The following is a 24,295-nucleotide window of genomic DNA, read 5'->3' on the forward strand; positions in this document are numbered from 1 at the left end:
TTTATAATCTTTTCAATAAAATAATGGAGCTCATAGCGGGAATTGAACCCGCGACCTCTCCCTTACCAAGGGAGTGCTCTACCTCTGAGCCATACGAGCGCTCAGAAAACCAATATAATACAGACAACTGAAAAAAATATGGGAATATACTGTAGTTATAGTTAAAATACAGCTCCCAGTTAAACATTGGAGCGGGAAACGGGACTCGAACCCGCGACCCTCAGCTTGGAAGGCTGATGCTCTAGCCAACTGAGCTACTCCCGCAAAGCATGGTGGTGAGTCGTGGATTCGAACCACGGAAGGCGAAAGCCAGCAGATTTACAGTCTGCCCTCGTTGGCCACTTGAGTAACTCACCATTATCACCATATAAAATATCTGGTCAAACACTGTCACAAAAATAAAATGGAGCTGGTTAAGGGACTTGAACCCCCGACCTGCTGCTTACAAGGCAGCTGCTCTACCAACTGAGCTAAACCAGCAAGTTTCGGTTTTAAAAATTCTCAAAATCAAATTTTTAAAAAAACGAAATTATATATTAAAAAAAATATTTTGTCAAGAAAATATTTATAATTTAACCAAATATTTATTAGTGGAAAATGTTATCATAAAATTATTTATGATAATCAAACAAATTTAAAAATTTTTTTGCCCTTTCGCTTTTAGGGTTTTCAAAAAAATTATGTGGATTATTTTCCTCAATTATTTCACCATTATCCATAAAAACTATCTTATCGGCAACAGCTTTAGCAAAACCCATCTCATGTGTAACAATCAACATTGTCATACCATCTTTAGCTAAATTTAACATAACCTCTAATACTTCGCGAACAATTTCAGGATCAAGCGCTGCTGTTACTTCGTCAAAAAGCATAAGTTCTGGATTCATGCAAAGACTTCTTACAATAGCAATTCTTTGTTTTTGCCCTCCACTTAATTCTCTGGGAAAAGCATCTATCTTATGAATTAGTCCTACTTTTTCAAGCCATATCTTAGCTTCTTTTAAAACTTCTTCTTTAGATCTTTTTTGCACCTTTAAAGGTCCTAAAAGTATATTATCTTTAACGCTTAAATGTTCAAATAGTTCATAGGATTGAAATACCATACCTACTTTTTGACGTACCCTTGTCCAATCTTTAAAATTTTTGTCAATAACATCATGACCAATTTGTATTACTCCATCTGCAATCTCTTCTAAACCATTGATACATCTTAAAAAAGTTGATTTTCCGCACCCACTCGGACCTAAAATCACAACAACTTCTTTTTGTTTTACCTCTAAATTAATATTTTTTAAAACATGATGGGTTCCATAATATTTTTGCAAATTTTTTACTTTTAAAATACTCATTTTAACTCCATTTTTTTTCTAATTTTCTAGAATATAAAGTGATAGGGTAACAAATTATAAAAAAAATAAAAAAAATAAAACCATAAATAATAAAAGGAGCCAAATCATTTTTATTGTTAAATTCAATAATTTGCTGTCCTACCTTTACAAGTTCTACACTACCGATTAAATAAGCAAAAGTTGTGCTTTTAATCATACGTGTAAGCAAATTCATACTCACAGGAGTAAGGCGACGAAAAGCTTGTGGAATAATGATATAAAAATACGCTTGAAATTTATTTAAACCTAAACTTTTAGCACTTTCATATTGGTGCTTGGGAATACTTTGCAATGAAGATCTAACCAAATCCATCATTTCAAAACTTCCCCAAATACTAAATACAATAATAGCTGAAACCGTACTACTTAAATTAACTCCTAGCCATCTTGAAAAACCAAAATATACAATAAAAAGCCAAACTAAAAGGGGCATAATTCTCACAAATTCTAAAATAAAGCGGCACAAAATATAGATATAACGATTTTTAAAACTCATCAAAATACCTAGAATAAGCCCAAAAAAAGAGGTAATTATAATGCTAATAATAGAAATTTCAAGTGTAATAAATAAGCCTTGCCAAAGACGACTTAAAGTATCTAAATTTAATAAACTAAGCATTTGAAAGCCTTTTTTCTACAAAAAATAATATCAAAGAGATTGGCAGGATAATGCATAAATACCCCATAAACAAAAGAAACAAAAGCTCATCTGTTTTATAGGTTAAAGAATTTAGGTCTTTCATAGCTGTAACCAAATCAGGCAAGGCTATAATGCTTACCACTGAGGTTTCTTTGATAAGAAAAATAATATTTGCACTAATACTCGATATGGAAATAGCAAGTATTTGAGGCAAAATAACATAACGGAAATTTCCTAATTTTGTAAAACCTAAAGAAAGCCCTGCTTCAAATTGCTGCTTTCTAATAGCTTCAAATCCGGATCTAAAACTCTCAGCCATATAAGATCCTCCTAAAAAACTAAGACCAAAAATTGCACAAGCAAAAGCTGGACGCAAAGTTTCATCAACACTTAAACAAATTAAATTTAAAGGAGGAATTTGTTCTAAATGAATATCAAATTTAGGTAAAGCATAGTAAAGAAAAAAAAGTTGTATCAATAAAGGTGTATTGCGAGATAATTCTATATAAATTTTACAAATTTGTTCTATAAATTTGATCCTAAAATAACTCATTAAGATGCAAAATAATCCTATGATTATAGAAAACACAATACCAAAAAAACTTAATTTTAAGGTAAGCCAAGCAGCTGCTATAAATACATTTAAATGATTAATTATAAAATTTAAATCCATATCCTTATTATCCTTAATTTTGCCAAACTTCATCTAAGAGTATTTTTTTATTTATAATTTCAATTTTACCTTTTTTTATGTCAATTAATTTAGCCAACTTTAACTCTTTTAATACCCTAGATAAAGATTGTACTCTTACATTTAAATCTATTGCAATTTGTTTTTGGAGAATTGTATCTAATTTTTTTTCATTTTCCAAAATATATTTTAGTAATTTTGTTTTCAAATCTAAAGAATTTTGCAATATTTTTTTCTCTAAAATTTTTATTTTATTTAATAGAGAGCTAATTAATATTAAGTTAAATTCATTGTTTTTATTGCATAAATTTTCAAACTCAATAAAATTAATTTCTAATACTTTACCCTCTTCTTCACAAATAGCACTTGCTGGGTAATTGATTTTTTTAAAAGCTGGCATTTCTGCAATAAAATCAAAGGGTTTAAAATAATGCAAAGTAATTTCTTTATTCATCTTGGCATGCTTATAAACTCGTATTTTTCCTTGTAATAAAATAAAAAAATGTTTTGCCTCCTCTCCCTCGTAAAATAAAATATTATTTTTTCTTATTTTTCTTATTCTTCCTATTTTATATAAATATTTTAAAAAATTTTCATCCTTCATTTTTAACCTATGTTAAATAAAATTTTGCTATTTTTTGTTATATTAACCTTATAAGATTAATATCGGAGAAGATTATTTATGAAATCAAACACCATCACTCAAGAAAATATAAAAATGCTTATGGAAATATTTTATGAAAAAATAAGAAGGGATGAAAAATTAGGGCCTATTTTTAATAATGCCATAGGAACAAGCAATCAACAATGGGAAGAGCATAAAATAAAAATAGGAAATTTTTGGTCAGGCATTCTTTTAGGTCAAGGCAGTTACAATGGACAACCTTTAAAAAAACATCTTGATTTACCTCATTTTCCTGAAGAATTTTTCGAAATTTGGTTAAAACTTTTTGAGGAAAGTTTAAGCAAAATCTATAATGAAGAAATAAAAAGTATAATTTTACAACGTGCGCAAATGATAGCTTCTCATTTTAAAAACATACTTTATCGAAATAAGGAATCTCGTTAATCGATGATATTCTTATTTTTTAAATCCTCTTTTGCCTGTTTTAAAATCTCTTCATCTTTTGAAAAATCAAAAAAAATAAACTCATTTCCATGCTGAAACAAACCATCTAGCAAATCTCCGCTTAAGCGATTTTTAAGATCAAGTTCTGCGATTTTAAAACCATCTAAAGTATTTGCAAATTCTTTCAAGCGCGTAGGAATTTCCTTAAGTTTTGTATAAAGATAACACGTACTTTTAATTCCAATTCTTCCAACTCTTCCTCGAAGTTGATGCAAAGTAGCTAGTCCTAAACGTTCTGCTCCAACTATTATAATAGTACTTAATCTTGGCAAAGAAATTCCAACCTCTACAACAGTAGTACTTAGTAAAATATTTCCTTCATCTCGAAAACGCTTTAAAATTTCATCCTTTTGTTTATCTTTTCCATGAGTTATAAAAACTTTTTCATAATGGCTTTGCCAATATTCACTAGCTTGCTCCAAAGAAAGATAAGGAATTTTATCACTTGGATTAACCAAAGGATAAATGATGATAATTTGATGATTTTGCGCAATCTCTTCTTTTATCTTTTCATTTAATCGTGAAAAATCTTCATTTTGTATGCAAAAAGTAGAAATATCTTTTTTAAAAGGCATTTGCTTAACAAAACTAAATTGTAAAAATTCTGATTGTATCATGCTTAAAGTTCTTGGAATAGGTGTTGCTGAAAATTGTATAAAGTGTGGTGCAAAATCTTTTTTATTTAAAGTATAAATTTTTTGCCTTTGGGCTGAACCGAAACGATGTTGCTCATCAATCATCACTAAAACAGCTTCATGATTTTCCAAATGTATTAAAGCGTGAGTGCCTATAATCAAATTAGCTCTTTGTAATTTTTGAGCTAAATCTTTTTCCTTTTTACCCCCTTTAATAAATAAAATATTAACAAAATCGGGCAAAAGTTTCTTTGCCTCTTCATAAAGCTGATTTGCAAGTATACTAGTTGGCGCCATCAAAATTGCTTGTTTTGGATAAACCATTAGAGCAGCCCCTAATAAAATCAAGGTTTTTCCGCATCCAACATCACCCATGATAACCCGTCTTTTAGCTTCGCTTGAATTTAAGTCTTGCTCTATATCCTTTAAAGCTTTAAGTTGATCTTGAGTAGGTAAAAAAGGGAGCTGATTGAGCCAATTATTGATATTGAAAATATCAATTTTATAAGATTTATAATGAGTTTTTTTTGCCTTTAATCGTCTTAGAAAATTAAAAATTTCAATATATTTTAAATCATTTAAAAAAAGATTTAAATTTTGAAACATAGCAAAACTTCTTTCATCATAAGCGTGTAAATTTAAAATAAAATTTATATATTTATCATCTATTCCACTTTCTTTTAAATTTTCAAAAGTAAGATATTTTTTCATAAATTCTTGAATTTTTGAATCTCTAATACCTTGAATTTGATATTTTGGAACAAAATTTTCAAAAGAATTTAAAATTTTAGGATTATTAAATTGCCAAAAATGATTAAAAAAGGTCAGTTTAGCATTAAAAATAATTTCTTTACCTATTTTTAAAACTTTATGATGCCAGGGTCTTGGATGAAAAAAAACAAAAGAAATGTTTTTATTCCATTCTTTGCAAAATCCTGTGCCAAAAAGTTGATTTTTATTATAATTTATACTTTTTAAAACAATTTTTTGAGTACAAATTTCATTTTCTCTAGGAAATTTACTTGGATTTAAATTTTCAATCTTTTTGGGCAAAATAAGTGCTAAATCAATAGCACTTTTTATTCTTAACTTTTTAAAAAGTTCAAAATCATTTTCTTTAATTTTCATTTTGAATACTAGCAAAACTGATATTTAATATCTCTTTATGCTTCTTAATATAAGCATTAATTTCATCAAGTTTTACTTCTTGTATCAAATTTAATTCTTTTTTATAATACCCTTGCTCTAATCCTTGATAATACTCATTAAAGGCTATAGCTAAGCGTTTAGAAAGACTTTCATAACGCAAAGGAGAGGAACCTATAAGAAAATTTTTAGCTTGAATAAGTTCATTTTCATTAATGCCATATTGCAAAAAATTATCAAAGAGCTCTTTAATAATTTTTTTTGCCTCGGTAGCGCTTTCATTCTTAGTTTGCAAATATCCAAAAATTCTCGAAAAAGATAATCTTATATCTAGCATAGCATAAGCTGAATAAGCCAATCCTCTTTTTACGCGAATTTCCTCCATAATTCTTGATCCAAATCCACCTTGCCCCAAAACAAATAAAGCGATTTTAGCTAGATGAATATCTTTATCATTAAAACTCAAATGCAACGGAGTAGCAAAATAAATATAAGCTTGTTCACTTTCTTTTCGAACTAAAACTTTATCTTTATTTTTTTTACAAAACTCATATTTTTTATTTTTATTTACTTCTCCTTTATGAAGCTTTTCAAGTAGACTATTTAAAAAATCTTTCGCTTCTTTTTCTTCAATATTTCCACCTATAACACACACTAAATTATTTAAATGAATATTTTTTTTATAGTAATGATGTAATGATTCTAAAGTAATACTTTCTATGCTTTTTTCATCTCCATCGTTAGGACTTTGAAATTCTAAATATTCAAAAACTTCAGAATTGAGTAAATTTTTTGCTAAATAATCAAAGTCACTTTTTTTACTTGCCAATTCACCCAAAGTATTAATTTTTATTTTTTTTAAAATTTTCTCTTCTATTCTAGGTTTTAACAATAATCGCTCAATTTGATGCATGGCAAATTTAAAATGTTCATTTAAACAAGAAAGATTAATTTCTAAACTTTCAAAACCACTACTTGCCTCTAAACTAATGGCTCTAAATTCTAATTCTTTAAAAAATTGATCATCAACTCCCTCGTTTAAAATACGAGAAAACATTTTTGCAAGTCCAGCAATTTCATCATAACTTCGTCCACAATTTTGAAAAACAAGTTTTAAAACAACGATAGGTAAATCTTGATTTTTTTCAAAAATAAAAGGAATTTTTATTCCTTGATTCTCTAAATATTGCATTAAAATTTCTCCAAAATTTCATAAGCTGTATTACGTTTTGCAGGGTTTTCGCCTAAACTTCTAATCAATCGTATCATTTCATCTTGATTCATCCTATAGCTTGCACCCGCAGCACTTACTACATTTTCTTCCATCATAGTTGACCCCAAATCATTAGCACCAAATTTTAAGGCAAGTTGTCCTATTAAAGAACCTTGCGTCACCCAAGAACTTTGCAAATTTTTAAAATTATCTAAATAAAGTCTTGAAAGAGCTAGAAGTCTAAGATATTTATTAGAACTTTGCTTCATAATTTCAGGATGTTTTTGAATTAAAAGTGTATTTTCACTTTGAAAACTCCATAAAATGAAAGCTCGAAATCCACCCGTTTCATCTTGAAGCGTTCTTAAGTGATCTAAATGATCTATAATTTCCTCATCGTTTTCAACTGTTCCAAACATCATAGTAGCTGTGCTTTTCATGCCAATTTTATGAGCTTGGCGATGCACCTCTAGCCAAGTTTTAGTATCACATTTATTTGGCGCTATAATATCACGTACTCTATCACTTAAAACCTCAGCACCTGCACCAGGTATGGAAAACAAACCCTTTTGTTGTAATCTTTGCAAAACTTCTGCTATAGAAATTTTAGATGCTTTAGCAATATAAGCAATTTCAACCGCAGAAAAGCCATGAATTGTTATATTAGGATAATGCTCTTTAATCCAAGAAACAAGTTCCTCATACCATTCAATTTTAAGTTTTGGATGCACTCCACCTTGAAAAAGAATTTGAGTTCCACCTATAGCCTCTAATTCTTCTATTTTTTTACCAATTTCTTCAAAACTTAAAATATAAGCATCATCTTCTTTATGATGACGATAAAATGCACAAAAAGAACAATCAATACAGCAAACATTAGTATAATTTATATTTCTATCAACAACAAAAGTAGTAATTTTTTCAGGATGAAGTTCTATTTTTTTTTGATAAGCCATTTTTCCAATCTCAACCAAACTAGCATTTTTTAATATATCTAAAGCTTCTATTTTATTTAGTCTTTTCAAATTATTTATCCTTGCATACATTATTTTTTGAAAATATTATAGCATTTAAAATATAAATTGTGCTATAATTTCATTTATGAATTACTTTGATTTATTAAAAAACAATAAGACGATTAGAATTCTGGCTTCGGTTCAATTTATAGTTTATTTTGGTGCTTGGTTTGCACAAACAGGTGTTTTTACGCTGCTAGTGAATCTTAATGCTCCCACTTGGGCAACCTCAACAAGCGCTATGCTTGCCTTTCTACCTGGGGTTTTACTCGCTCCTATTAGCGGAGTTATAATTGAAAGAAATAAACCTAAAAAACTTTTATTAAGCATGATAAGTATTGAATTTATTTCTATTTTTTGCCTCAGCTTCGTAACAAATCTTAGCATGCTTTGGCTTTTATTTATTCTAATTTTTATTAGATTATGCGTTGCTTCTATTTACTTTCAAACCGAAATGAGTCTTCTTGCAAAAATTTTAAATACTCAAGAATTAAAACTTGCCAATGAAATGCATAGTATTATTTGGGCAGTTTCTTACACAGCAGGAATGGCTACTTCTGGTATTTTTATTGATATTTTTGGAATTAAAACAGCTTTTTTATTTGATTGTTTTCTTATCATAATTGGCTTTTCATTTTTAACTCACTTAAAGATTCCAAATATTAAACAAAAAATTCAAAGTAATTTTTATTTGATGATTAAAGAAGGATTTAATTATATTTTAAAAAATAAAATAATTATCCATCTGATATTATTTCACTCTTTTATAGGTTTTACAGCTTATGAAACTTTAGTAACCTTGCTTGCTCAACATGAATATAAAGAAGTTTTATCTACTGCTTTGGTAATTGGTTTTTTAAATGCTGTGCGTGCTTGCTCTTTAACATTAGGGCCTATTATTTTAAGTAAATTAGTAAATAATAAAACTTTATTTTTTTTATACTTAGGCCAAGGATGTGGAATTATACTATGGGCTTTAACTCAATTTAATTTTTATATCTCTTTTTTAGGACTAATTGCTGCAGGTTTCTTTACTTCTTCACTTTGGGCTTATACTTATACCATGATACAAAAAAACTGTGATAAATCTTATTATGGAAGAGTGATCGCTTATACTGATATGGTCTATCTTAGTTTTAGCGCCATTATTTCTCAACTTATGGGATTTTTATTTGAATTAAGTTTAAGTTTAAAAGTGATTACTTTTCTTCTTGGAACTTTATTTATTTTTGCAGCTTTTTATTGGAAATGGTTTGAAAAAAAATATCTGTAAATTTAGAAAATTTACAGATTAATTTGCTTTAAATTTTAAATAAATCTTGCAAATTCTTTAAAGCTTCTTCATTGCTTAAAGAATGATTTTTTAATTCACAAAGCTCAATTTCATAACCACTTAACATACTTGCAAGGCGTATATTAATGCCACTTTTTCCTATAGCTTTACTTTTTTGCTCACTATTTAAACTTACAATAGCTTTTTTATCTTCAATCTTGACAGAATTTACTATAGCAGGCGCTAAAGTTCTTGCGATTAAAATCTCAGGTTCGTTGCTAAATTCAATACAATCAATATTTTCATTGTGCAATTCCTTACTTACTGCATTAATTCTAACTCCTTTAACTCCAACTGTAGCTCCAACCGGATCTATATTTATACCATTAGATTTAAGTATAATCTTCGCCCTTTCTCCTGGAATTCTAGCACATCCAACAATATGAACATATCCATCTTTAATTTCTGGAACTTCAGCCTCTAACAAACATTCTAAAAATTTAGGACTTGTTCGACTTAATTCCATCTTAATACCTTTATCAGTATAAACACGCTTTATAACTGCTTTAACAACATCTCCTATCTTAAATTTTTCACCCTTAATACGATTTTTTCTTGGCAAAAAAGCTCTTAATTCATCAATTTCTATAAAAGTATTTTCATCATTATCAATACGAACAACATTGCCAAATACTATTTTTCCAATTTTGTTTTTATATTTTTCAAAAATAGTTTGTTCTAATAATTTTTGGATATGATATTCTAATTCTTTATGTAATATATTAACTGCTGTTCTTCCTAAATTTTCTAAAGAACATTCATAAGTAAGCTCATCTCCAATTTCAACATCAGGAGCTTCAGCTTTTGCTTTGCTAAGAGCAATAAAACTCTCTTTACTTTCCTCCAATCTTGGATCATTATCTGCCACAACGGTAATTTTTTGATAAAGATTTAATTTTTTTCTATCTACAAAAAAATCATATTGTTGACCATAGATTCTTTTAGCAGTATTTGTCAAGGCTAAAATAACCTTTTCCTTAACACTTTCTAATTCTAAGTTTTTTTCATTCGCAATGCTTTCTATAATATCTGCGATTTTTTCCATTATTATTAATACCTTAATTTTGGGATTTTAAATTTAAAAAGTAGATTAAAAGTATACCTTTAATAAGTTTAATTAAAAGTAAAATTTGATAAAATTATAAATTTAAAAGATGCTTTAAGGATATAACATGGATTTAAAATTAGCAAGAAATTTAATTGATGAAAAACCAAAAAATATAAGCCTTGGCAAAATTGAAGAGGCTGTAATAAAAGATGGACAAAAGTTTTTCTATTTTGACAAGGAGAATTCTCACAAAGATCTTATTGCCCTAGTAGAGTATTTTGAAAAAAAAGGTTTAAGTGTTTATCATAGAACTATTAAATATGGTTTAGATGATAATGATTTTATGTATGAGGTGCATATTCTTTGAGCGCTAAAAAACTTTTTATTCAAACTTTAGGTTGTGCGATGAATGTCAGAGATTCTGAACATATGATCGCAGAACTTACACAAAAAGAAAATTACTCTCTAACGCAAGATATAAAAGAAGCAGATTTAATACTTATTAACACTTGCTCTGTTCGAGAAAAGCCGGTACATAAGCTTTTTTCTGAGGTAGGAGGATTTGAAAAAATAAAAAAGAAAAATGCTAAAATAGGAGTATGTGGCTGTACCGCTTCTCATTTAGGTAATGAAATTTTTCGTCGTGCTCCTTATGTTGATTTTGTTTTAGGCGCAAGAAATATTTCTAAAATTACTCAAGCTATTAATACTCCAAAGTTTATTAGCGTTGATATTGACTATGATGAAAGTGAATTTGCTTTTGCTGATTTTAGAAATAGTATTTACAAATCTTATATTAATATCTCTATAGGATGTGATAAACATTGCACTTATTGCATAGTTCCTCACACTAGAGGTGATGAAATTTCCATACCTTTTGAAATTATATATAATGAGGCAATTAAAGCTGTCAAAAAAGGAGCGAAAGAAATTTTTTTACTTGGACAAAATGTAAATAATTACGGTAAAAGATTTCGAAATAATCATAAAAAAATGGATTTTTCAGATCTATTAGAAGAACTTAGCACTATAGAAGGTTTAGAACGAATTCGTTTTACTAGTCCTCATCCATTGCATATGGACGATAAATTTTTAGAAGTTTTTTCAAAAAATCCTAAAATTTGCAAATCTATGCATATGCCTTTACAAAGCGGTTCTACTGAAATTTTAAAAGCAATGAAACGCGGTTATACAAAAGAATGGTATCTCAATAGAGCTTTAAAACTTAGAGAATTATGTCCAAATGTAAGCATTTCTACAGACATTATCGTTGCATTTCCTGGAGAAAGTGAAAAAGATTTTGAAGATACTATGGATGTTTTAGAAAAAATTCGATTTGAGCAAATGTTTTCTTTTAAATATTCAAAACGTCCTTTAACTAAAGCAGCTACTATGCCAAATCAAATTGATTCTGAAATAGCGTCTCAAAGACTTTCTATTTTACAAAATCGCCACAATGAAATTTTAGATGAAATTGTTGAAAAACAAAATAATAAGGAATTTGAAGTTTTATTTGAAGAATTAAGACCTAATCATTCAATAGCAGGAAGAACAGATAATAACTTTTTGGTTCAAGTTGAGCATAGTGAAGAGCTTTTGGGGCAAATCAAAAAAGTAAAGATCAAAAATGCAAAACGTATGGTTTTATATGGGGAACTCGTTTAAAACCACATTAATAACATATCTGGTATTTATTTTACAATGGTTAATTTTCTTAAGTTGTAAAAAAATATATAAAGGAAATAAAATTGATAAAGCGCCCCATGTCATACTTTTTTGGCATGGACGCTTGGCATTAATGCCATTTGCTTTTAGATATTTTAGGCAAAAAAATAAAAAAGCCTATGTTATGATTTCTCATCATAGAGATGGAGAAATGATTGCTAGAATTATTAAACTATTTCATCTAAATACAATTAGAGGAAGCACCTCAAAAGGCGCTAGTACAGCTTTAAGATCTGCTTTTAAAGTTTTAGATGAAAAAGACGATATTGTTATCACTCCGGATGGACCACGTGGTCCTTATCGTAGTATTGCAGATGGAGCTATATTGCTTGCTCAGAAAAAAAATGTTAAAATAAGACTATTAAATTACGAGGCAAAGCGTTTTTGGAAATTTAAAAGTTGGGATAAGATGATCCTTCCTAAACCTTTTACAACATTGATTTATCGATTAAGTGAGCCTTTAGATATTTCAAATTTGGATAAAGATGAAGCTAAAAAAAAATTATTGGCTTGTTTTAAACATATTGAAGAATTAGACAGTTTTAAGGAATGAAATGTTATTTGTACTTAAAAAAATCTTACCTCAAATTTTTATTGGTATTATTTTAGAAGATAAAAAAAATGTCCTTAAAGCAGCTATATATAGAAACAAAAAATTAATAAGTAGTAGTGAAAAAACCTTTGAAAAAAGTGAAGATTTACTAGAATACGTTAAAACCTTAAGTAAAAAATTTTTATTTTTTCATACTGCACTTTTTTTAAATGCCAAAGAACAAGGTCTTATCCCAAGCACAAAAAATGAAGACTTGGAAAAATTTAATGTAGGTAAGATAAGTTTAAAATACATAACCCTTAACAATGCTTTAATCTATGCAGCAACTGAGCATGTAGAATATTTTCATGAAATTTTTGAAGATTATAATGGTCTAGATTTTTTATATTCTCCTTTTGCATTGCTTTATTTTAATATTTCAAAACAAAATAAATATGATGATAAAATAACTCTATATGCTTATCAATGCAAACAAATATTAACCATTATGGTTTGTAAAAATCTTGAAATTTTATATGGAGAATTAATTTTTTTAGATCAAGAATCCGATAATAATGAATCATTGAGTGAAGAATTTGATGAAAATATTTTCAATAATGAATTAAATTTTGAGAATTTGGATGAAAATTTTGAGAATTTATCACAAGAAAAAAATGATTCAAAAGAAGATGAATTCTTAAATTTTGATAATCTAAGCCAATTTAATAATGATATAGAAATTGCACATTGTATTATCTCTAGCATTGAAAAGTTTTATAATGACGAAAAATACTCTGGCAATTTTATCAATAATATACATGTATTAAGTGAACAAGAACTCAGCATAGAAGCTACTGAATTTTTAGAAAATGAAACTTTTTTAGAAATCACCACTCGACAAATAAATACCTTTGATCTTATGTTTGAGCTTATGCGCAAGGAAACCCTATGACTTATAGTTTTATTAAACCTAGAAAAAAACCTATTTTAACTTTATTTATTAAAATTTGGGCCGCTCTTTTTATTTTTGGGATTATCTTTATTTTTTTTATGTATTTTTTATATTTAACAAAAATTGCATTTGTTTCTCATTCTATCAAAGCACAAAAAGAAGAAGTTGTTAAAATGCAAAAAGAAATTAAAAATAACGAAAATTTATACCAACTTCTCTTAAACAAAAGCAAAATTGCTAATAATATCAAAGACCAAAATGAAATTGCAAAAAAAAGCTTAAAAAATCTATTTGATATTGTTGTGCAAACAGGATCTATAACACTCGAAAGTGTAGATCAAGAAAAAGATTCTTTACAACTTATCGGAGTAACTCCGACTATGGAAATGTTTAGTCTTCTTCTAGAAACTCCTTTAAAAAGTATTTTTGATCAAAGCAATACTACCTATTACCGCTTAAGCAATGGATGGTATCGCTTTGTAAGTATAAGTAAAAAAAATACTGGAGGTTGCTGTGATGAAAGATAAAAGCCTTGAAGAATTAAATATAGTAAGAATTCTCATTCTTGCCTTGAGTTTTATTAGTATCTGCACAGCTTTAATTTTATTTTTATTATTACCGGTGTTAAAAGATTATGAGCAAATAAATTTAAGAGAAAATTCTCAAATTGGAACGGTTAATTCTTTTAAAATTGATTTAAAATCTAGTGAAGATAAAGTTACACATTTGCAAAATATAAATAAAAAAAATTTAGATCAATTTCAACAAAAATTTGATGAAAAAAAATTTAATCAATTCCTAAAATATTATTTTAAGAATATTAAAATAACCAATATAAAATTACAATCCCAAGAAGAATATTTATATAAAAAATTAAAAATTGAAGGTTTAATGGATAATCCTAAAAATTTTTACAACTTTATTGACGCTTTAAAGGATTATGATAATTTAATTAAGATTAGTGATCCTATTGTATTAAAAGCAACACCGAAAGGCATTGCTATAAATTTTTCTATAGAAATTTACTCAGATTAAGCTTACATCTTCACCTTTTAGAGCTTGATTCATTGTATTCATCGCGCACATTTTTCCACACATAGAACAAGAATTTAAATCATCTGGGCGACGTTCGTTAAACATTTTTTTAGCCTTCTCTCCATCAATGGCAAACTTAAACATTTTTTCCCAATCTATATTTTGTCTTGCTTTACTCATATCATCATCTCTTGCTCTTTCTTTTGGCAATTTGGCAATATCACCTGCATGAGCTGCAATTTTAGTTGCAACTATTCCATCTCTAACATCATCTAAATTTGGAAGTCTTAAGTGTTCAGCCGGCGTTACATAGCAAAGTATATCGGCACCATTAGCAGCTGCTACAGCTCCTCCGATCGCTCCACTAATATGATCATATCCTGCACCAATATCTGTAACCAAAGGTCCTAAAACATAAAAAGGTGCTCCTTTGCAAAGACGTTTTTCAAGTTGCATATTGGCTTCAATTTCATTTATTGCCATATGTCCAGGACCCTCTATCATCACTTGAACTCCAGCTTCCCAAGCCCTTTGCGTTAGTAAGGATAATTCTATAAGTTCCGCAATTTGCGATGCATCGGTTGAATCGTGTGTAGAACCTGGACGTAAAGCATCGCCTAAAGATAAAGTTACATCATATTTTAAACAAATTTCTAATAAATCATCATAATATTCAAAAAAAGGATTTTCAGCCTCTTTCATTATCATCCAAGCATAAAGCACAGATCCTCCTCTTGAAACTATATTTGTAAGTCTTTTTCCTTCTTTAAAAACCCTAACAGCACGTGAATTTATTCCAGCGTGTATAGTCATAAAATCTACACCACTTTTTGCATGATGATAAACTACATCTAAAAAATCTTTAGCTTTAATTTGTTTTAGATCTTTTTCTAAAAATCCTACTGCATCATAAACAGGAACCGTGCCTATCATTGCTCTTGAAAAAGCAATAAGTTCATCTCTAAAATGACTTGTTTTTCCATAATTACTTAAATCCATAATGGCTTCAATCTCAAATTTATGAGCAAGTTCTACTTTTTTCATCTCTTCACTATAATCGATACAATCATTTGAAACACCTAAATTAACATTTACTTTGGTGCGAAGTCCAAATCCTATACCGTTTGGATCAAGACTTTTATGATTAATATTAGCAGGAATAATGATCTTACCACAAGCAATATTTTCAAGTAAAAAATCTTGACTGACTTGCTCTTTTTGGGCGACAATTTGCATTTCTTTGGTGAAAATACCTTCTTTTGCGTAAAGCATTTGGGTTTTCATATTTTATCCTTAAAAAATTTTTGGATAAATGAAGGGTGAGTATAAAAATTTTAAAGCGTTTAATAATAAAATCTTCCCGACGCTGGCATTATCCAGATCCGGTTCGGTCTAAGCTTTTAGCTTACTCTCAGCCTGTTTCACAAGCTCCCGTCATTTATTGTATTATTATATCGCAATTTTACGTTGAGTACGAGAAAATTTTATAAATTTTATTAGTTCTTCTGTAGTTTGAATATGATATGGAAGCTTTGATAGGCAATATTTAAAAATTTCAGCTGCCGCTAAAGCATCACTTAAAGCTCTATGATGAATACTTTCTATCCCTAATAATTCTTTCAAAACATCGAGTTTATATTTGGGACTTTGTATACAACATTGTGCAAATTCTATAGTGCAAATATGACGATTAAGTAAAATTCCTAAACCACATTCACATAAAGCTTTTGAAATAAAGCCGTAATCAAAGCGAACATTATGCGCCACAAAAATACTATCTTTTAAAAAAAGCTTAAAATCTCTTAAAACTTGTTTTAAATTTGGAGCATTTTTAACCATATCAAAACTAATTCCTGTTAATTCTGTAATATTTTCCGGTATTTGATCAACTTTTATTAAACTATTAAAGCGATCCAATTCTTTAGAATTTTTAATTTTTACAGCTCCAATTTCTAAAATTTGTCCATGCTTAATACCGCCGGTGCTTTCTATATCTACTACGCAAAAAATTTCTTCCTTAATTTTAGTAGTACGCGTTTTCAAGCTTAAATGATTATCATGATTTAAATAAAAACCCAAACCCAAAAGTTCAAAAGTTTCTAAATCAAGTTGATAATCTTGGAGTTCATCAACTTTGCAAAATTGCTCGATTACCCATTTATAAGGTTTACTCTGCTTACTTAAAACAGAAATAATCTGTTCAACTTGCTGAGAACTCAAAATTCCAACTTTAATGATGAAATAGAAGTTTTATAATCATTGGAAGAAAAGATATAACTTCCAGCAACTAAAATATCTGCCCCAGCTTGTTCTAACTCACTTGCATTTAAACCATTGATACCGCCATCAACCTCGATAAAAACTTTAGCATTTTTATGATCAATAATCTCTCTTAATGCTTTAATTTTTTCATAGGTAAAATTTAAAAAACTTTGTCCGCCAAATCCAGGATTTACACTCATCAAAAGAATCATATCCACAAAATCAATTATATGTTTAATAGAATCTATAGGAGTATGAGGGTTTAAAACTATTGCTGGATGAATTCCAAAAGATCGTATGTATTCACACATTCTTATGGGGTGTTTTTCTATTTCTACATGAAAAGAAATAAACTTAGGTTTTAGCGGAATAAACAAATCTGTAAATTTTTTAACATCCTCTACCATTAAATGTATATCTAAAGGAAGATTGCTGATGGTAGAAATTTTTTCTATTACACAAGGTCCAAAAGTAAAATTAGGCACAAAGTAACCATCCATTACATCAATATGCAAAAGATCAGCTCCTGCCTCTTGTATGGCTTTAATTTCTTTTTCTAGATTTAAAAAATTAGCAGCTAATAAACTTGGAGCAACATACATTAAAAAAACCTTACTTAATCAAGAATAATTTTTTAGAAAAATATTCTATCTTTTTATAAATAAAAATAGTATAAATATTTGAATATTTTAAGTTTAAATTTGTTAGAATTCATATTTAAAAATTATCCCAAATAATAAGGAACTAAAATGGCAAGAATATGTCAAATCACAGGCAAAGGGCCAATGGTAGGCAATAATGTTAGCCATGCTAATAACAAAACAAAAAGACGTTTTTTACCTAATCTTAGAACAGTTCGAGTAACTTTAGAGGATGGTACTACTAGAAAAATGAAAGTTGCTGCGTCTACTTTAAGAACCTTAAAAAAACAAAATTCTAAATAATATTTTGAGGATTTATCCTCAAAAACTATACTAAAAATTTCTAAAATTATACATAATTAACTTGCTTATATTTTTAATATTTTTTAAGTAAAAATATTAACTTACTTAGATATAATTAATTTATAATAACTAAACTTTACGACAAGAGGAGAAATTTATGTTACACGAATATCGCGATCTTATTTCAGATCTTAAAGGCAAAGATGCTCATTTTGATAAATTATTTGAACGCCACAATGAGCTTGATGATCAGATTAAAAATGCAGAAAAAAGTCAAATTTCAACTCTTAGCGATACTGAAATTTCGAATCTTAAAAAAGAAAAACTTCATGTTAAAGATGAATTAAAAAAATATTTAGAAAATTATAAAAAATAAAGGTGGAACTATGTTTAGCAAAAAAACTAATTATGAAAATTTTCAAAAATTAGAAGAAGAAAATAAAAATCTTTCAAATCAAATTCAAAAAATAAAAGCTGAAAATTTAGAATTAAAAAATAAAATTTCAAGTTTAGAACAAGAAGCTTTAGAATCTAAATTAAAAACCGATCTTTTAAATGTATTATTAAATGGTATTTTAAAAAATATCACTATAGTTCAAAGTGATATGCTTGAAAATGTTGATAAAGCTGAAATTATATCTAATTACTCTAAAACTTCACTTGTAGAAATGGATGAATTAAGCCATATTGCAGATTCAATTAATGCTTCTTTAAGCAATATTACTGAATCTGCCAATAAAACACGTGATACTGCTGGAACTTTACATCGTAGCGTTGATGAAATTACTAATGTGATTAATCTAATCAAAGATGTATCCGATCAAACTAATCTTTTAGCACTTAATGCAGCTATAGAAGCTGCACGCGCAGGAGAACATGGACGTGGATTTGCTGTTGTGGCAGATGAAGTTAGAAAATTAGCAGAAAAAACACAAAAAGCAACTACAGAAGTAGAAATGAATATTAATCTTTTAAAACAAAATGCTAATGAAATGTATAGTCAAAGCGAACAAGTAGAAAAAATTTCTCTTGATTCTAGTGCTCATATTGTAAATTTTTCAGAGAAATTTTCTCATCTTGTAACCGAAGCACACTCTACAAATTCTAATGCTGTTAATATTGCTTCTGAAGCATTTATATCTCTAGCTAAATTAGATCATATTGCTTTTAAGCTAAACGGATATAGAGAAATTTTTACAAAAACTGGAAAAAGACTAGCAGATCATACAAGTTGTCGTCTTGGAAAATGGCTAGCTGGAACAGGAAAGGAAAGATTTGGCTCTAGCAAAAGCTTTTTAAAAATTGCAGAACCACATGAAAAAGTACATGAAAATATGAATAGTGCTATTGATATAGCTGCCACAGAAGATGTTAGCTTAAATTTAACTCAACATAAAATTATAGAAAGATGTCAAACAGCTGAGAATGCTTCTTTAAACTTATTTGATGTCTTTAAAGAAATGCTTCACGAAAGCACAAAAAAATAATCCTTTTTACCTTTCTTTTAAAGGTAAAAATCTTTTTTTTCTTTTAGAAACCATAAATAAGAAAAATCTAATAAAGGGTTGCAAATAATATTTTGTGAGAATTTTTCATATTCTTCAATTTTTACAAAAATAACTTCAATTTGCTCTCCATCTATTCCTCCGCCATCAGAAATCCTATCATTTTCATTTATAGCAGCAAAATAGAGACTTTGCTTACTTACCCCGGATCCAAAACCAGTATAAAAATCCTTAATTTTTTCAAGTTTTTTAGGACAATATCCTACTTCTTCTATGCATTCTTCTTTAGCTATTTGTTCTAAAGATAAATTCTTATCTATCAAACCGGAGCAAAGCTCTATAGTATATCCTATTTCTTGATTTTGATAATTTTTATGATGGATTTGATGATACCAAAGAGGTATTCTAAATTGTCGAACAAAAACAAAACTTTTAAATTCTTGATGATACAAAAGCACCGAAACACTATCTTTTACTTCTATAAAATCCCAAGTGCAATATCTATTATTACTTTCATAAGTGAAACGTTTAGGTTTAATATATTCAGAATAATCAAATGATATTTCTTTTAAATTTTTAAATGCCATTAAAAAACCTTTGATATAAAATAATTTTTTATTAATAATATCGCGGGTATTTTAAACTAAGATAAAATAATATAATTAAGTTTCTAAAAAAGCTCCAAGCTTCAATATTTTTTGCATACGATTAGCAACAAGTTCATTTGGATTTATTATATTTAATTCATCTAAAACTTTCTTTACATAATCAGCAATAGCAATAGCGGCTCCTTCTTTATCTCTATGTGCTCCATTAATAGGTTCTTCTATAACATCATCAATCAAACCTTGTTCTTTTAAATCATCCGCTGTAACTTTCATTGCTTTAGTTGCTACTTCAATTTTACTTGGATCATTCCAAAGTATTGCTGCACAACCTTCAGGAGAAATAACAGAAAAAACAGAATTTTTCATCATTGCAAGTTTATCAGCAACTCCTATAGCTAAAGCTCCACCACTACCACCTTCTCCAATTACTATAGCTATAGTAGGAGTTTTTAAATCACTAAATTCATAAAGATTTTTAGCAATAGCTTCACTTTGTCCACGTTCTTCAGCACCAATACCAGGATAGGCACCAGGAGTATCAATTAAAAACAAAATTGGAATTTGAAATTTCTCTGCAAGTTTTGCAATCCTTAAAGCTTTTCGATAACCTTCAGGATGTGGCATTCCAAAATTTCTTGCTATTTTATCTTTAGTTCCTCTACCTTTTTGTTCACCAATGACAATTATTTTTTTATTACCTAAATACCCCATAAAACAAACAATAGCAGGGTCATCTCTAAAGGCACGATCCCCATGAATTTCATGTGCATCTTGTAATATAAGATCAATATAATCAAGAGCATAGGGTCTATCAGGATGACGAGCAAGTTGTAAGCGACCATAATCATTTAAATTTTTATAAGTTTTTACAATTTCTTTTTCAAGATTTTTTTTTAAAATAGCAATAGCGTCAAAATCTCCTTTGATCTGAGCATTAGATATATCTTCGTCAAGCTGCTGAATATTTTTTTCAAATTCTAAATATGAAGCCATATTAATCTACTTTTTTGAAAATAACACAACCATTTGTACCGCCAAAACCAAAAGAATTACTCATTACTACTTTTAAATCAACTTTTTTAGCAAAATTTGGAACATAATTTAAATCACATTCTTCATCTTTTACAATTTGATTTATAGTTGGTGGAACAATACCATCTCTTAAGGCCATAATACTTATAACCGCTTCGATTGCTCCAGCGGCACCTAAACAATGTCCTGTTTGTCCTTTTGTAGAGCTAATCAATGGAATATTAGAACCAAAAAGCTCTTTGATAGCAGCGGTTTCATTTTTATCATTAACCGGAGTTGAAGTACCATGTGCATTAATATAATCAACCTTAGGATTTCCAGCCATATTTAAAGCTTTTTTCATAGCTCTTAAAGGACCATCTAAAGTTGGAGCAGTTATATGATGCGCATCAGCACTTTCACCAAAACCTATTAGTTCTGCATAAATAGTAGCTCCTCTTTTTTTAGCTTCTTTATAGTCCTCAAAAACCAAAGCACCTGCACCCTCTCCCATAACAAAACCATCCCTTTCTTTATCAAAAGGTCTTGAAGCACGTTCTGGATCATGGTTTCTAGTTGATAAAGCTTTCATAGAAGCAAAACCACCTATCCCTACTGGGCAGATAGCAGCTTCAGCACCTATAACAAGCATTTTATTTGCAGTACCTAAAGCTATACTTTTATAAGCTTCAGCAATAGCATGTGTTCCAGCAGCACAAGCAGTTACACAAGAAATATTCGGTCCTTTAAGCCCATGTTCGATTGAAATCAAGCCACCTAACATATTAACCAAAGCTGAAGGAATAAAGAATGGAGAAATCTTTCGCGGTCCTCGTTCAGAACAAATAATTGAATTTTTTTCTATATTAGGTAAACCTCCTATACCAGCAGCTGATACTACGCCGAATTCTTCTTGGTTAAAATTATCATCCAAATTAGCATCTTTCATTGCTTCCCTAGCAGCTTTTATACCTAACTGAATAAAACGATCTACTTTCTTTACTTCTTTAGGATCTATAACATCTAAAGGGTTAAAATCAGTGATTTCTGCTGCTATTTGAACTGGAAAATCTGTTGTATCAAAAAGAGTAATTTTTTTTACTCCACTTTTACCCTCACAAATAGCTTTAAAAGAACTCTCTTTGTCTAAACCCAAGGCATTAACCATCCCAATACCTGTAACCACGACTCTTTTCAAGAATAGACTCCTTGCAAAGTTAAATAAAAATTATTTTTTAAGATTATCAATATAATTTACAACATCTTCAATTTTAATAAGTTTTTCAGCATCACTATCTGGAATTTCAACTTCAAATTTTTCTTCTAAAGCCATAATTAATTCTACGACATCTAAAGAATCTGCACCTAAATCTTCAATAATTTTAGATTCCATTTTAACTGTATCTGCATCAATACTTAATTGTTCTACTACTACCGCTTTTACATCATCAAATGTTGCCATTTATAAACTCCTTAAAATATAAAAATTAAAAATAAAGCGTATTTTACTATAAAAAACTTAAAATATTTATAGTTTTTGATTATACTTTAAAAAAAATTAAATCAACCAAGGATGAAAAAATGCTTTTTCAAAAACTTATCAAAGAAAATTTAAAAATTTGGAATGCATACATACAGCATAATTTTGTAAAACAACTTGAAAATGAAACTTTAAGCAAGGAACAATTTCTTTTTTACTTAAAACAAGATTATATATATCTTATTAATTATTCAAAATGTTATGCGCGCCTCGCTTTAAATGCAAATACAGTAGAAGAACTGCGTTTTGCTATTAAATTTCAAAATTACACTTTAGAAGGAGAATTAGAACTTCATAAAAGTATCTTCAATCTAGGTATTGATATAAATAATTTTAGCGAAAAAGATGAAAGTCTTATTAATATTGCTTATTCACGTTATATATTAAGCGTTGGAGAAAATGGAGATTTCTTAGATATGCTAATTGCTCTTAGTGCTTGTGCAATAGGCTATGGATATATAGGAAATGCAATTTATAAAAATATTTCACAAGAAAAATTACAAAATCATCCCTACAAAGAATGGATTTTAACTTATTCAAGTCAAGAATTTCAAACAACGGTAAAAGAATTTGAAGATTTTGTTAATTCTTATAGTAATCAAATTTCTGAAAAAAAATTTAAAAGACTTAATTCAATTTTCCGCAATGTTGTTCGTTTAGAAATTGCTTTTTGGGAGCATTCTTTAACAATGCAAACAAATATTTAAACCTAAATAAGATTTTTCTTATTTTAAGGTTTTAAATTCTCCATTATTAAATTGCATTCTAGCACTTAAATTATTAAGATAAAAAACTTCAAATTTTGAATTTTCTGGAGTATTATATAAATTTTTTAAGTAAGGATATTTTTCAAACATCATTTTTTTAACTTCTAAATTAGGTTCGAAAATTGCATTGGCCCTAAGTCTTAAAAAAGTTCCATCCTTAGAACAAGAACAAAATTCAATCCCATTATAGTTTTTTATATGCTTATAGAGCCCTTTGGTATTTGAAGTGCAAAAATAAATTTTATCTTTAAATAAAAGAGGACTCTGTATAGGTCGAACTCTAGGATTTCCACAAGTACCTAGAGTTGCCAAAAAAGCTGGCGGATTATTATCCAAAAATTGCATTATTTCTTCTAAATTCATCACAAATCCTTTAATTACATATACAAGCCACCATTAACCTTAAGTACATCTCCTGTAATATAAGAAGAATAGTCACTTAATAAAAATGCTACACAATAAGCTACCTCTTCAGGCTCAGCAAAGCGTTTAAATGGGATACTATCTTGATACATTTTCTTAATATCTTCACTTAATACTTCGGTCATATCGCTTTTGATAAATCCTGGAGTTATGCAATTAAATCGTAAATTTCTACTTGCTCCCTCTTTAGCAAAAGATTTCGTCATAGCTATCATTCCACCTTTACTTGCTGAATAATTTACTTGTCCAGCATTCCCCATTTCTCCAACTATAGAAGCAATATTAACTACAGCACCAAAACGCTTTTTGCTCATTATTTTTAAAGCTTCTCTACATCCTAAAAATGCCGAATTTAAATTCGCATCTACAACAGAACTAAAGTCATCTAATTTCATTCTTAAAGCCAATTTATCATTGGTAATGCCTGCATTATTCACAAGGTAGCTAAGTTCTTGATCACTTTCAATAATCGTTTTTATACCATTTTCAAATTCATCTTCTTTGCTTGCATCAAATTTAATTACTGCTGCATTACCACCTTTTGCAATAATTTCATCCTTTAAAGCATCAGCTAATTCTGGTTTTGAACGGTAATTAATCCAAACTTTAAGTCCAAAACTAGCTAAAGTTTTTGCGATAGAAGCGCCTATTCCTTTGCTTGCTCCTGTTATTAAAACATTTTTTCCGCTAAATTTCATAATCTTATCCTTGAATTAAAAATTAATCTTTTAAAAATTTTGTTAGTCTTAGAA

General features: G+C 28.5%; 29 protein-coding genes, 4 tRNA genes, 1 pseudogene and 1 riboswitch. Of the genes and pseudogenes, 13 read left to right on the forward strand and 21 right to left on the reverse strand.

Going from position 1 to position 24,295, the window contains the following annotated elements:
* Positions 1 to 24: 24 nt before the first annotated feature.
* The 8 genes from ACD570_RS06840 to ACD570_RS06875 all read right to left on the reverse strand — a co-directional run bounded on the left by ACD570_RS06840 (position 25) and on the right by ACD570_RS06875 (position 3,323).
* Positions 25 to 99: transfer RNA gene (locus tag ACD570_RS06840), tRNA-Thr, on the reverse strand.
* Positions 100 to 187: 88 nt separating this feature from the next.
* A tRNA-Gly gene (locus tag ACD570_RS06845) sits at positions 188 to 264 on the reverse strand.
* Between the two features lie 6 nt (positions 265 to 270).
* A tRNA-Tyr gene (locus ACD570_RS06850) sits at positions 271 to 356 on the reverse strand.
* A gap of 48 nt (positions 357 to 404) precedes the next feature.
* Positions 405 to 480, reverse strand: a tRNA-Thr gene (locus ACD570_RS06855).
* Between the two features lie 131 nt (positions 481 to 611).
* The gene (locus ACD570_RS06860) at positions 612 to 1,349 is read right to left on the reverse strand and encodes an amino acid ABC transporter ATP-binding protein (protein ID WP_239820430.1); all 738 of its coding nucleotides are present in this window, start codon (positions 1,347 to 1,349) and stop codon (positions 612 to 614) included.
* Between the two features lies 1 nt (position 1,350).
* Complete coding sequence (locus tag ACD570_RS06865; protein WP_239820429.1) at positions 1,351 to 2,007, reverse strand: amino acid ABC transporter permease; 657 nt, start codon at positions 2,005 to 2,007, stop codon at positions 1,351 to 1,353.
* The gene (locus ACD570_RS06870) at positions 2,000 to 2,701 is read right to left on the reverse strand and encodes an amino acid ABC transporter permease (protein WP_200280026.1); all 702 of its coding nucleotides are present in this window, start codon (positions 2,699 to 2,701) and stop codon (positions 2,000 to 2,002) included. The genes ACD570_RS06865 and ACD570_RS06870 overlap by 8 nt, the downstream gene beginning before the upstream one ends.
* Positions 2,702 to 2,714: 13 nt before the next feature.
* Positions 2,715 to 3,323 (reverse strand): Crp/Fnr family transcriptional regulator, encoded by a 609-nt coding sequence (locus ACD570_RS06875; RefSeq protein ID WP_337202085.1) that lies wholly within the window; start codon positions 3,321 to 3,323, stop codon positions 2,715 to 2,717.
* A gap of 78 nt (positions 3,324 to 3,401) precedes the next feature.
* Between ACD570_RS06875 and ACD570_RS06880 the strand changes: the two genes are divergently transcribed.
* Positions 3,402 to 3,788, forward strand: a complete 387-nt coding sequence (locus tag ACD570_RS06880) for a group III truncated hemoglobin (protein ID WP_337202084.1) — start codon at positions 3,402 to 3,404, stop codon at positions 3,786 to 3,788.
* Here the strand turns inward: ACD570_RS06880 and recG are convergent.
* Genes recG through ACD570_RS06895 form a run of 3 tightly spaced genes read right to left on the reverse strand, consistent with a single transcriptional unit; the run spans position 3,785 to position 7,867 of the window.
* Positions 3,785 to 5,611, reverse strand: coding sequence for an ATP-dependent DNA helicase RecG (gene recG / locus ACD570_RS06885; protein ID WP_337202083.1), 1,827 nt, complete (start codon positions 5,609 to 5,611; stop codon positions 3,785 to 3,787). The genes ACD570_RS06880 and recG overlap by 4 nt on opposite strands.
* Entirely contained in the window at positions 5,601 to 6,821 is a 1,221-nt protein-coding gene (locus tag ACD570_RS06890) for a pitrilysin family protein (RefSeq protein ID WP_337199337.1), read from the reverse strand. The genes recG and ACD570_RS06890 overlap by 11 nt, the downstream gene beginning before the upstream one ends.
* Entirely contained in the window at positions 6,821 to 7,867 is a 1,047-nt protein-coding gene (locus tag ACD570_RS06895) for a dehypoxanthine futalosine cyclase (RefSeq protein WP_337207443.1), read from the reverse strand. The genes ACD570_RS06890 and ACD570_RS06895 overlap by 1 nt, the downstream gene beginning before the upstream one ends.
* A gap of 76 nt (positions 7,868 to 7,943) precedes the next feature.
* Here ACD570_RS06895 and ACD570_RS06900 point away from each other — a divergent pair, with 76 nt between their 5' ends.
* Positions 7,944 to 9,131 carry an MFS transporter gene (locus ACD570_RS06900; RefSeq protein ID WP_337199338.1) on the forward strand — a complete coding sequence of 396 codons (1,188 nt, stop codon included), beginning with the start codon at positions 7,944 to 7,946 and terminating at the stop codon, positions 9,129 to 9,131.
* Positions 9,132 to 9,159: 28 nt separating this feature from the next.
* Here the strand turns inward: ACD570_RS06900 and nusA are convergent, their stop codons facing one another.
* Positions 9,160 to 10,236: a transcription termination factor NusA gene (nusA, locus tag ACD570_RS06905; protein ID WP_200280004.1), complete on the reverse strand. Its 1,077-nt coding sequence runs from the start codon at positions 10,234 to 10,236 to the stop codon at positions 9,160 to 9,162.
* A gap of 127 nt (positions 10,237 to 10,363) precedes the next feature.
* Here nusA and ACD570_RS06910 point away from each other — a divergent pair, with 127 nt between their 5' ends.
* The 6 genes from ACD570_RS06910 to ACD570_RS06935 are packed head-to-tail and all read left to right on the forward strand — an operon-like array spanning position 10,364 to position 14,483.
* Positions 10,364 to 10,606 (forward strand): HP0268 family nuclease, encoded by a 243-nt coding sequence (locus ACD570_RS06910; protein ID WP_200280001.1) that lies wholly within the window; start codon positions 10,364 to 10,366, stop codon positions 10,604 to 10,606.
* A complete protein-coding gene (miaB, locus tag ACD570_RS06915) occupies positions 10,603 to 11,904 on the forward strand; it encodes a tRNA (N6-isopentenyl adenosine(37)-C2)-methylthiotransferase MiaB (protein WP_337199340.1) in 1,302 nt (433 codons plus the stop codon). The genes ACD570_RS06910 and miaB overlap by 4 nt, the downstream gene beginning before the upstream one ends.
* Entirely contained in the window at positions 11,888 to 12,517 is a 630-nt protein-coding gene (locus tag ACD570_RS06920; protein WP_200279995.1) for a lysophospholipid acyltransferase family protein, read from the forward strand. Before miaB ends, ACD570_RS06920 begins: the two co-directional genes overlap by 17 nt.
* Position 12,518: 1 nt before the next feature.
* Complete coding sequence (locus ACD570_RS06925; protein ID WP_337207446.1) at positions 12,519 to 13,448, forward strand: clan AA aspartic protease; 930 nt, start codon at positions 12,519 to 12,521, stop codon at positions 13,446 to 13,448.
* The gene (locus ACD570_RS06930) at positions 13,445 to 13,975 is read left to right on the forward strand and encodes a hypothetical protein (RefSeq protein WP_239820420.1); all 531 of its coding nucleotides are present in this window, start codon (positions 13,445 to 13,447) and stop codon (positions 13,973 to 13,975) included. The genes ACD570_RS06925 and ACD570_RS06930 overlap by 4 nt, the downstream gene beginning before the upstream one ends.
* Positions 13,965 to 14,483: a hypothetical protein gene (locus ACD570_RS06935; RefSeq protein ID WP_337202077.1), complete on the forward strand. Its 519-nt coding sequence runs from the start codon at positions 13,965 to 13,967 to the stop codon at positions 14,481 to 14,483. Before ACD570_RS06930 ends, ACD570_RS06935 begins: the two co-directional genes overlap by 11 nt.
* On the opposite strand, the gene thiC is transcribed toward ACD570_RS06935, so the two are convergent.
* The 3 genes from thiC to rpe form a co-directional block, all read right to left on the reverse strand.
* On the reverse strand, positions 14,475 to 15,767 hold the full coding sequence (gene thiC / locus ACD570_RS06940) for a phosphomethylpyrimidine synthase ThiC (protein WP_337199342.1): 1,293 nt from the start codon (positions 15,765 to 15,767) through the stop codon (positions 14,475 to 14,477). The genes ACD570_RS06935 and thiC overlap by 9 nt on opposite strands.
* Before the next feature lie 56 nt (positions 15,768 to 15,823).
* Positions 15,824 to 15,928: riboswitch (TPP riboswitch) on the reverse strand.
* 4 nt (positions 15,929 to 15,932) lie between these two features.
* A complete protein-coding gene (locus ACD570_RS06945; RefSeq protein WP_200279980.1) occupies positions 15,933 to 16,703 on the reverse strand; it encodes a 3'-5' exonuclease in 771 nt (256 codons plus the stop codon).
* Entirely contained in the window at positions 16,700 to 17,347 is a 648-nt protein-coding gene (gene rpe / locus ACD570_RS06950; protein WP_417904260.1) for a ribulose-phosphate 3-epimerase, read from the reverse strand. The genes ACD570_RS06945 and rpe overlap by 4 nt, the downstream gene beginning before the upstream one ends.
* A gap of 147 nt (positions 17,348 to 17,494) precedes the next feature.
* On the opposite strand from rpe, the gene rpmB reads away from it, so the two are divergent.
* The 4 genes and pseudogenes from rpmB to ACD570_RS06970 all read left to right on the forward strand — a co-directional run bounded on the left by rpmB (position 17,495) and on the right by ACD570_RS06970 (position 19,176).
* Positions 17,495 to 17,689: a 50S ribosomal protein L28 gene (gene rpmB, locus ACD570_RS06955; protein ID WP_200279974.1), complete on the forward strand. Its 195-nt coding sequence runs from the start codon at positions 17,495 to 17,497 to the stop codon at positions 17,687 to 17,689.
* A 157-nt stretch (positions 17,690 to 17,846) separates the two neighbouring features.
* The gene (locus tag ACD570_RS06960) at positions 17,847 to 18,065 is read left to right on the forward strand and encodes a YdcH family protein (protein WP_200279971.1); all 219 of its coding nucleotides are present in this window, start codon (positions 17,847 to 17,849) and stop codon (positions 18,063 to 18,065) included.
* 394 nt (positions 18,066 to 18,459) lie between these two features.
* Positions 18,460 to 18,756, forward strand: a pseudogene (locus tag ACD570_RS06965) (methyl-accepting chemotaxis protein); the annotation flags it as partial.
* A gap of 123 nt (positions 18,757 to 18,879) precedes the next feature.
* Complete coding sequence (locus tag ACD570_RS06970) at positions 18,880 to 19,176, forward strand: CZB domain-containing protein (protein ID WP_417903769.1); 297 nt, start codon at positions 18,880 to 18,882, stop codon at positions 19,174 to 19,176.
* 17 nt (positions 19,177 to 19,193) lie between these two features.
* Here the strand turns inward: ACD570_RS06970 and ACD570_RS06975 are convergent, their stop codons facing one another.
* From ACD570_RS06975 to acpP, 4 genes are all read right to left on the reverse strand, one after another.
* A complete protein-coding gene (locus tag ACD570_RS06975) occupies positions 19,194 to 19,781 on the reverse strand; it encodes an NUDIX hydrolase (RefSeq protein WP_200279965.1) in 588 nt (195 codons plus the stop codon).
* Between the two features lie 75 nt (positions 19,782 to 19,856).
* On the reverse strand, positions 19,857 to 20,795 hold the full coding sequence (gene accA / locus ACD570_RS06980; RefSeq protein WP_200279962.1) for an acetyl-CoA carboxylase carboxyl transferase subunit alpha: 939 nt from the start codon (positions 20,793 to 20,795) through the stop codon (positions 19,857 to 19,859).
* 1 nt (position 20,796) lies between these two features.
* Positions 20,797 to 22,011, reverse strand: coding sequence for a beta-ketoacyl-ACP synthase II (locus tag ACD570_RS06985; RefSeq protein ID WP_417904261.1), 1,215 nt, complete (start codon positions 22,009 to 22,011; stop codon positions 20,797 to 20,799).
* A gap of 30 nt (positions 22,012 to 22,041) precedes the next feature.
* A complete protein-coding gene (acpP, locus tag ACD570_RS06990; protein WP_137620899.1) occupies positions 22,042 to 22,275 on the reverse strand; it encodes an acyl carrier protein in 234 nt (77 codons plus the stop codon).
* A gap of 119 nt (positions 22,276 to 22,394) precedes the next feature.
* On the opposite strand from acpP, the gene ACD570_RS06995 reads away from it, so the two are divergent.
* On the forward strand, positions 22,395 to 23,060 hold the full coding sequence (locus ACD570_RS06995) for a TenA family protein (protein ID WP_337207454.1): 666 nt from the start codon (positions 22,395 to 22,397) through the stop codon (positions 23,058 to 23,060).
* A gap of 18 nt (positions 23,061 to 23,078) precedes the next feature.
* On the opposite strand, the gene ACD570_RS07000 is transcribed toward ACD570_RS06995, so the two are convergent.
* Entirely contained in the window at positions 23,079 to 23,486 is a 408-nt protein-coding gene (locus ACD570_RS07000; RefSeq protein WP_200279953.1) for a pyridoxamine 5'-phosphate oxidase family protein, read from the reverse strand.
* Positions 23,487 to 23,497: 11 nt separating this feature from the next.
* Positions 23,498 to 24,241, reverse strand: coding sequence for a 3-oxoacyl-ACP reductase FabG (gene fabG, locus ACD570_RS07005; RefSeq protein ID WP_200279950.1), 744 nt, complete (start codon positions 24,239 to 24,241; stop codon positions 23,498 to 23,500).
* Positions 24,242 to 24,295 lie beyond the last annotated feature (54 nt).

This window comes from Campylobacter sp. LH-2024, from assembly GCF_048270605.1.
Lineage (GTDB): Bacteria > Campylobacterota > Campylobacteria > Campylobacterales > Campylobacteraceae > Campylobacter_D > Campylobacter_D molothri.

Excerpts from the sequence above, each read along its gene's own strand:
- ACD570_RS06870 (WP_200280026.1), bottom strand. The coding sequence starts at position 2,701 with ATGGATTTAAATTTTATAATTAATCATTTAAATGTATTTATAGCAGCT.
- ACD570_RS06910 (WP_200280001.1), top strand. The coding sequence starts at position 10,364 with ATGGATTTAAAATTAGCAAGAAATTTAATTGATGAAAAACCAAAAAAT.
- recG (WP_337202083.1), bottom strand. The coding sequence starts at position 5,611 with ATGAAAATTAAAGAAAATGATTTTGAACTTTTTAAAAAGTTAAGAATA.
- ACD570_RS06925 (WP_337207446.1), top strand. The coding sequence starts at position 12,519 with ATGTTATTTGTACTTAAAAAAATCTTACCTCAAATTTTTATTGGTATT.
- ACD570_RS06975 (WP_200279965.1), bottom strand. The coding sequence starts at position 19,781 with ATGGCATTTAAAAATTTAAAAGAAATATCATTTGATTATTCTGAATAT.
- nusA (WP_200280004.1), bottom strand. The coding sequence starts at position 10,236 with ATGGAAAAAATCGCAGATATTATAGAAAGCATTGCGAATGAAAAAAAC.
- ACD570_RS06995 (WP_337207454.1), top strand. The coding sequence starts at position 22,395 with ATGCTTTTTCAAAAACTTATCAAAGAAAATTTAAAAATTTGGAATGCA.
- ACD570_RS06935 (WP_337202077.1), top strand. The coding sequence starts at position 13,965 with ATGAAAGATAAAAGCCTTGAAGAATTAAATATAGTAAGAATTCTCATT.
- ACD570_RS06890 (WP_337199337.1), bottom strand. The coding sequence starts at position 6,821 with ATGCAATATTTAGAGAATCAAGGAATAAAAATTCCTTTTATTTTTGAA.
- ACD570_RS06960 (WP_200279971.1), top strand. The coding sequence starts at position 17,847 with ATGTTACACGAATATCGCGATCTTATTTCAGATCTTAAAGGCAAAGAT.
- ACD570_RS06865 (WP_239820429.1), bottom strand. The coding sequence starts at position 2,007 with ATGCTTAGTTTATTAAATTTAGATACTTTAAGTCGTCTTTGGCAAGGC.
- ACD570_RS06920 (WP_200279995.1), top strand. The coding sequence starts at position 11,888 with ATGGGGAACTCGTTTAAAACCACATTAATAACATATCTGGTATTTATT.
- ACD570_RS06930 (WP_239820420.1), top strand. The coding sequence starts at position 13,445 with ATGACTTATAGTTTTATTAAACCTAGAAAAAAACCTATTTTAACTTTA.
- ACD570_RS06860 (WP_239820430.1), bottom strand. The coding sequence starts at position 1,349 with ATGAGTATTTTAAAAGTAAAAAATTTGCAAAAATATTATGGAACCCAT.
- ACD570_RS06900 (WP_337199338.1), top strand. The coding sequence starts at position 7,944 with ATGAATTACTTTGATTTATTAAAAAACAATAAGACGATTAGAATTCTG.
- thiC (WP_337199342.1), bottom strand. The coding sequence starts at position 15,767 with ATGAAAACCCAAATGCTTTACGCAAAAGAAGGTATTTTCACCAAAGAA.
- rpe (WP_417904260.1), bottom strand. The coding sequence starts at position 17,347 with ATGTATGTTGCTCCAAGTTTATTAGCTGCTAATTTTTTAAATCTAGAA.
- ACD570_RS06880 (WP_337202084.1), top strand. The coding sequence starts at position 3,402 with ATGAAATCAAACACCATCACTCAAGAAAATATAAAAATGCTTATGGAA.
- ACD570_RS06875 (WP_337202085.1), bottom strand. The coding sequence starts at position 3,323 with ATGAAGGATGAAAATTTTTTAAAATATTTATATAAAATAGGAAGAATA.
- fabG (WP_200279950.1), bottom strand. The coding sequence starts at position 24,241 with ATGAAATTTAGCGGAAAAAATGTTTTAATAACAGGAGCAAGCAAAGGA.
- accA (WP_200279962.1), bottom strand. The coding sequence starts at position 20,795 with ATGGCTTCATATTTAGAATTTGAAAAAAATATTCAGCAGCTTGACGAA.
- rpmB (WP_200279974.1), top strand. The coding sequence starts at position 17,495 with ATGGCAAGAATATGTCAAATCACAGGCAAAGGGCCAATGGTAGGCAAT.
- acpP (WP_137620899.1), bottom strand. The coding sequence starts at position 22,275 with ATGGCAACATTTGATGATGTAAAAGCGGTAGTAGTAGAACAATTAAGT.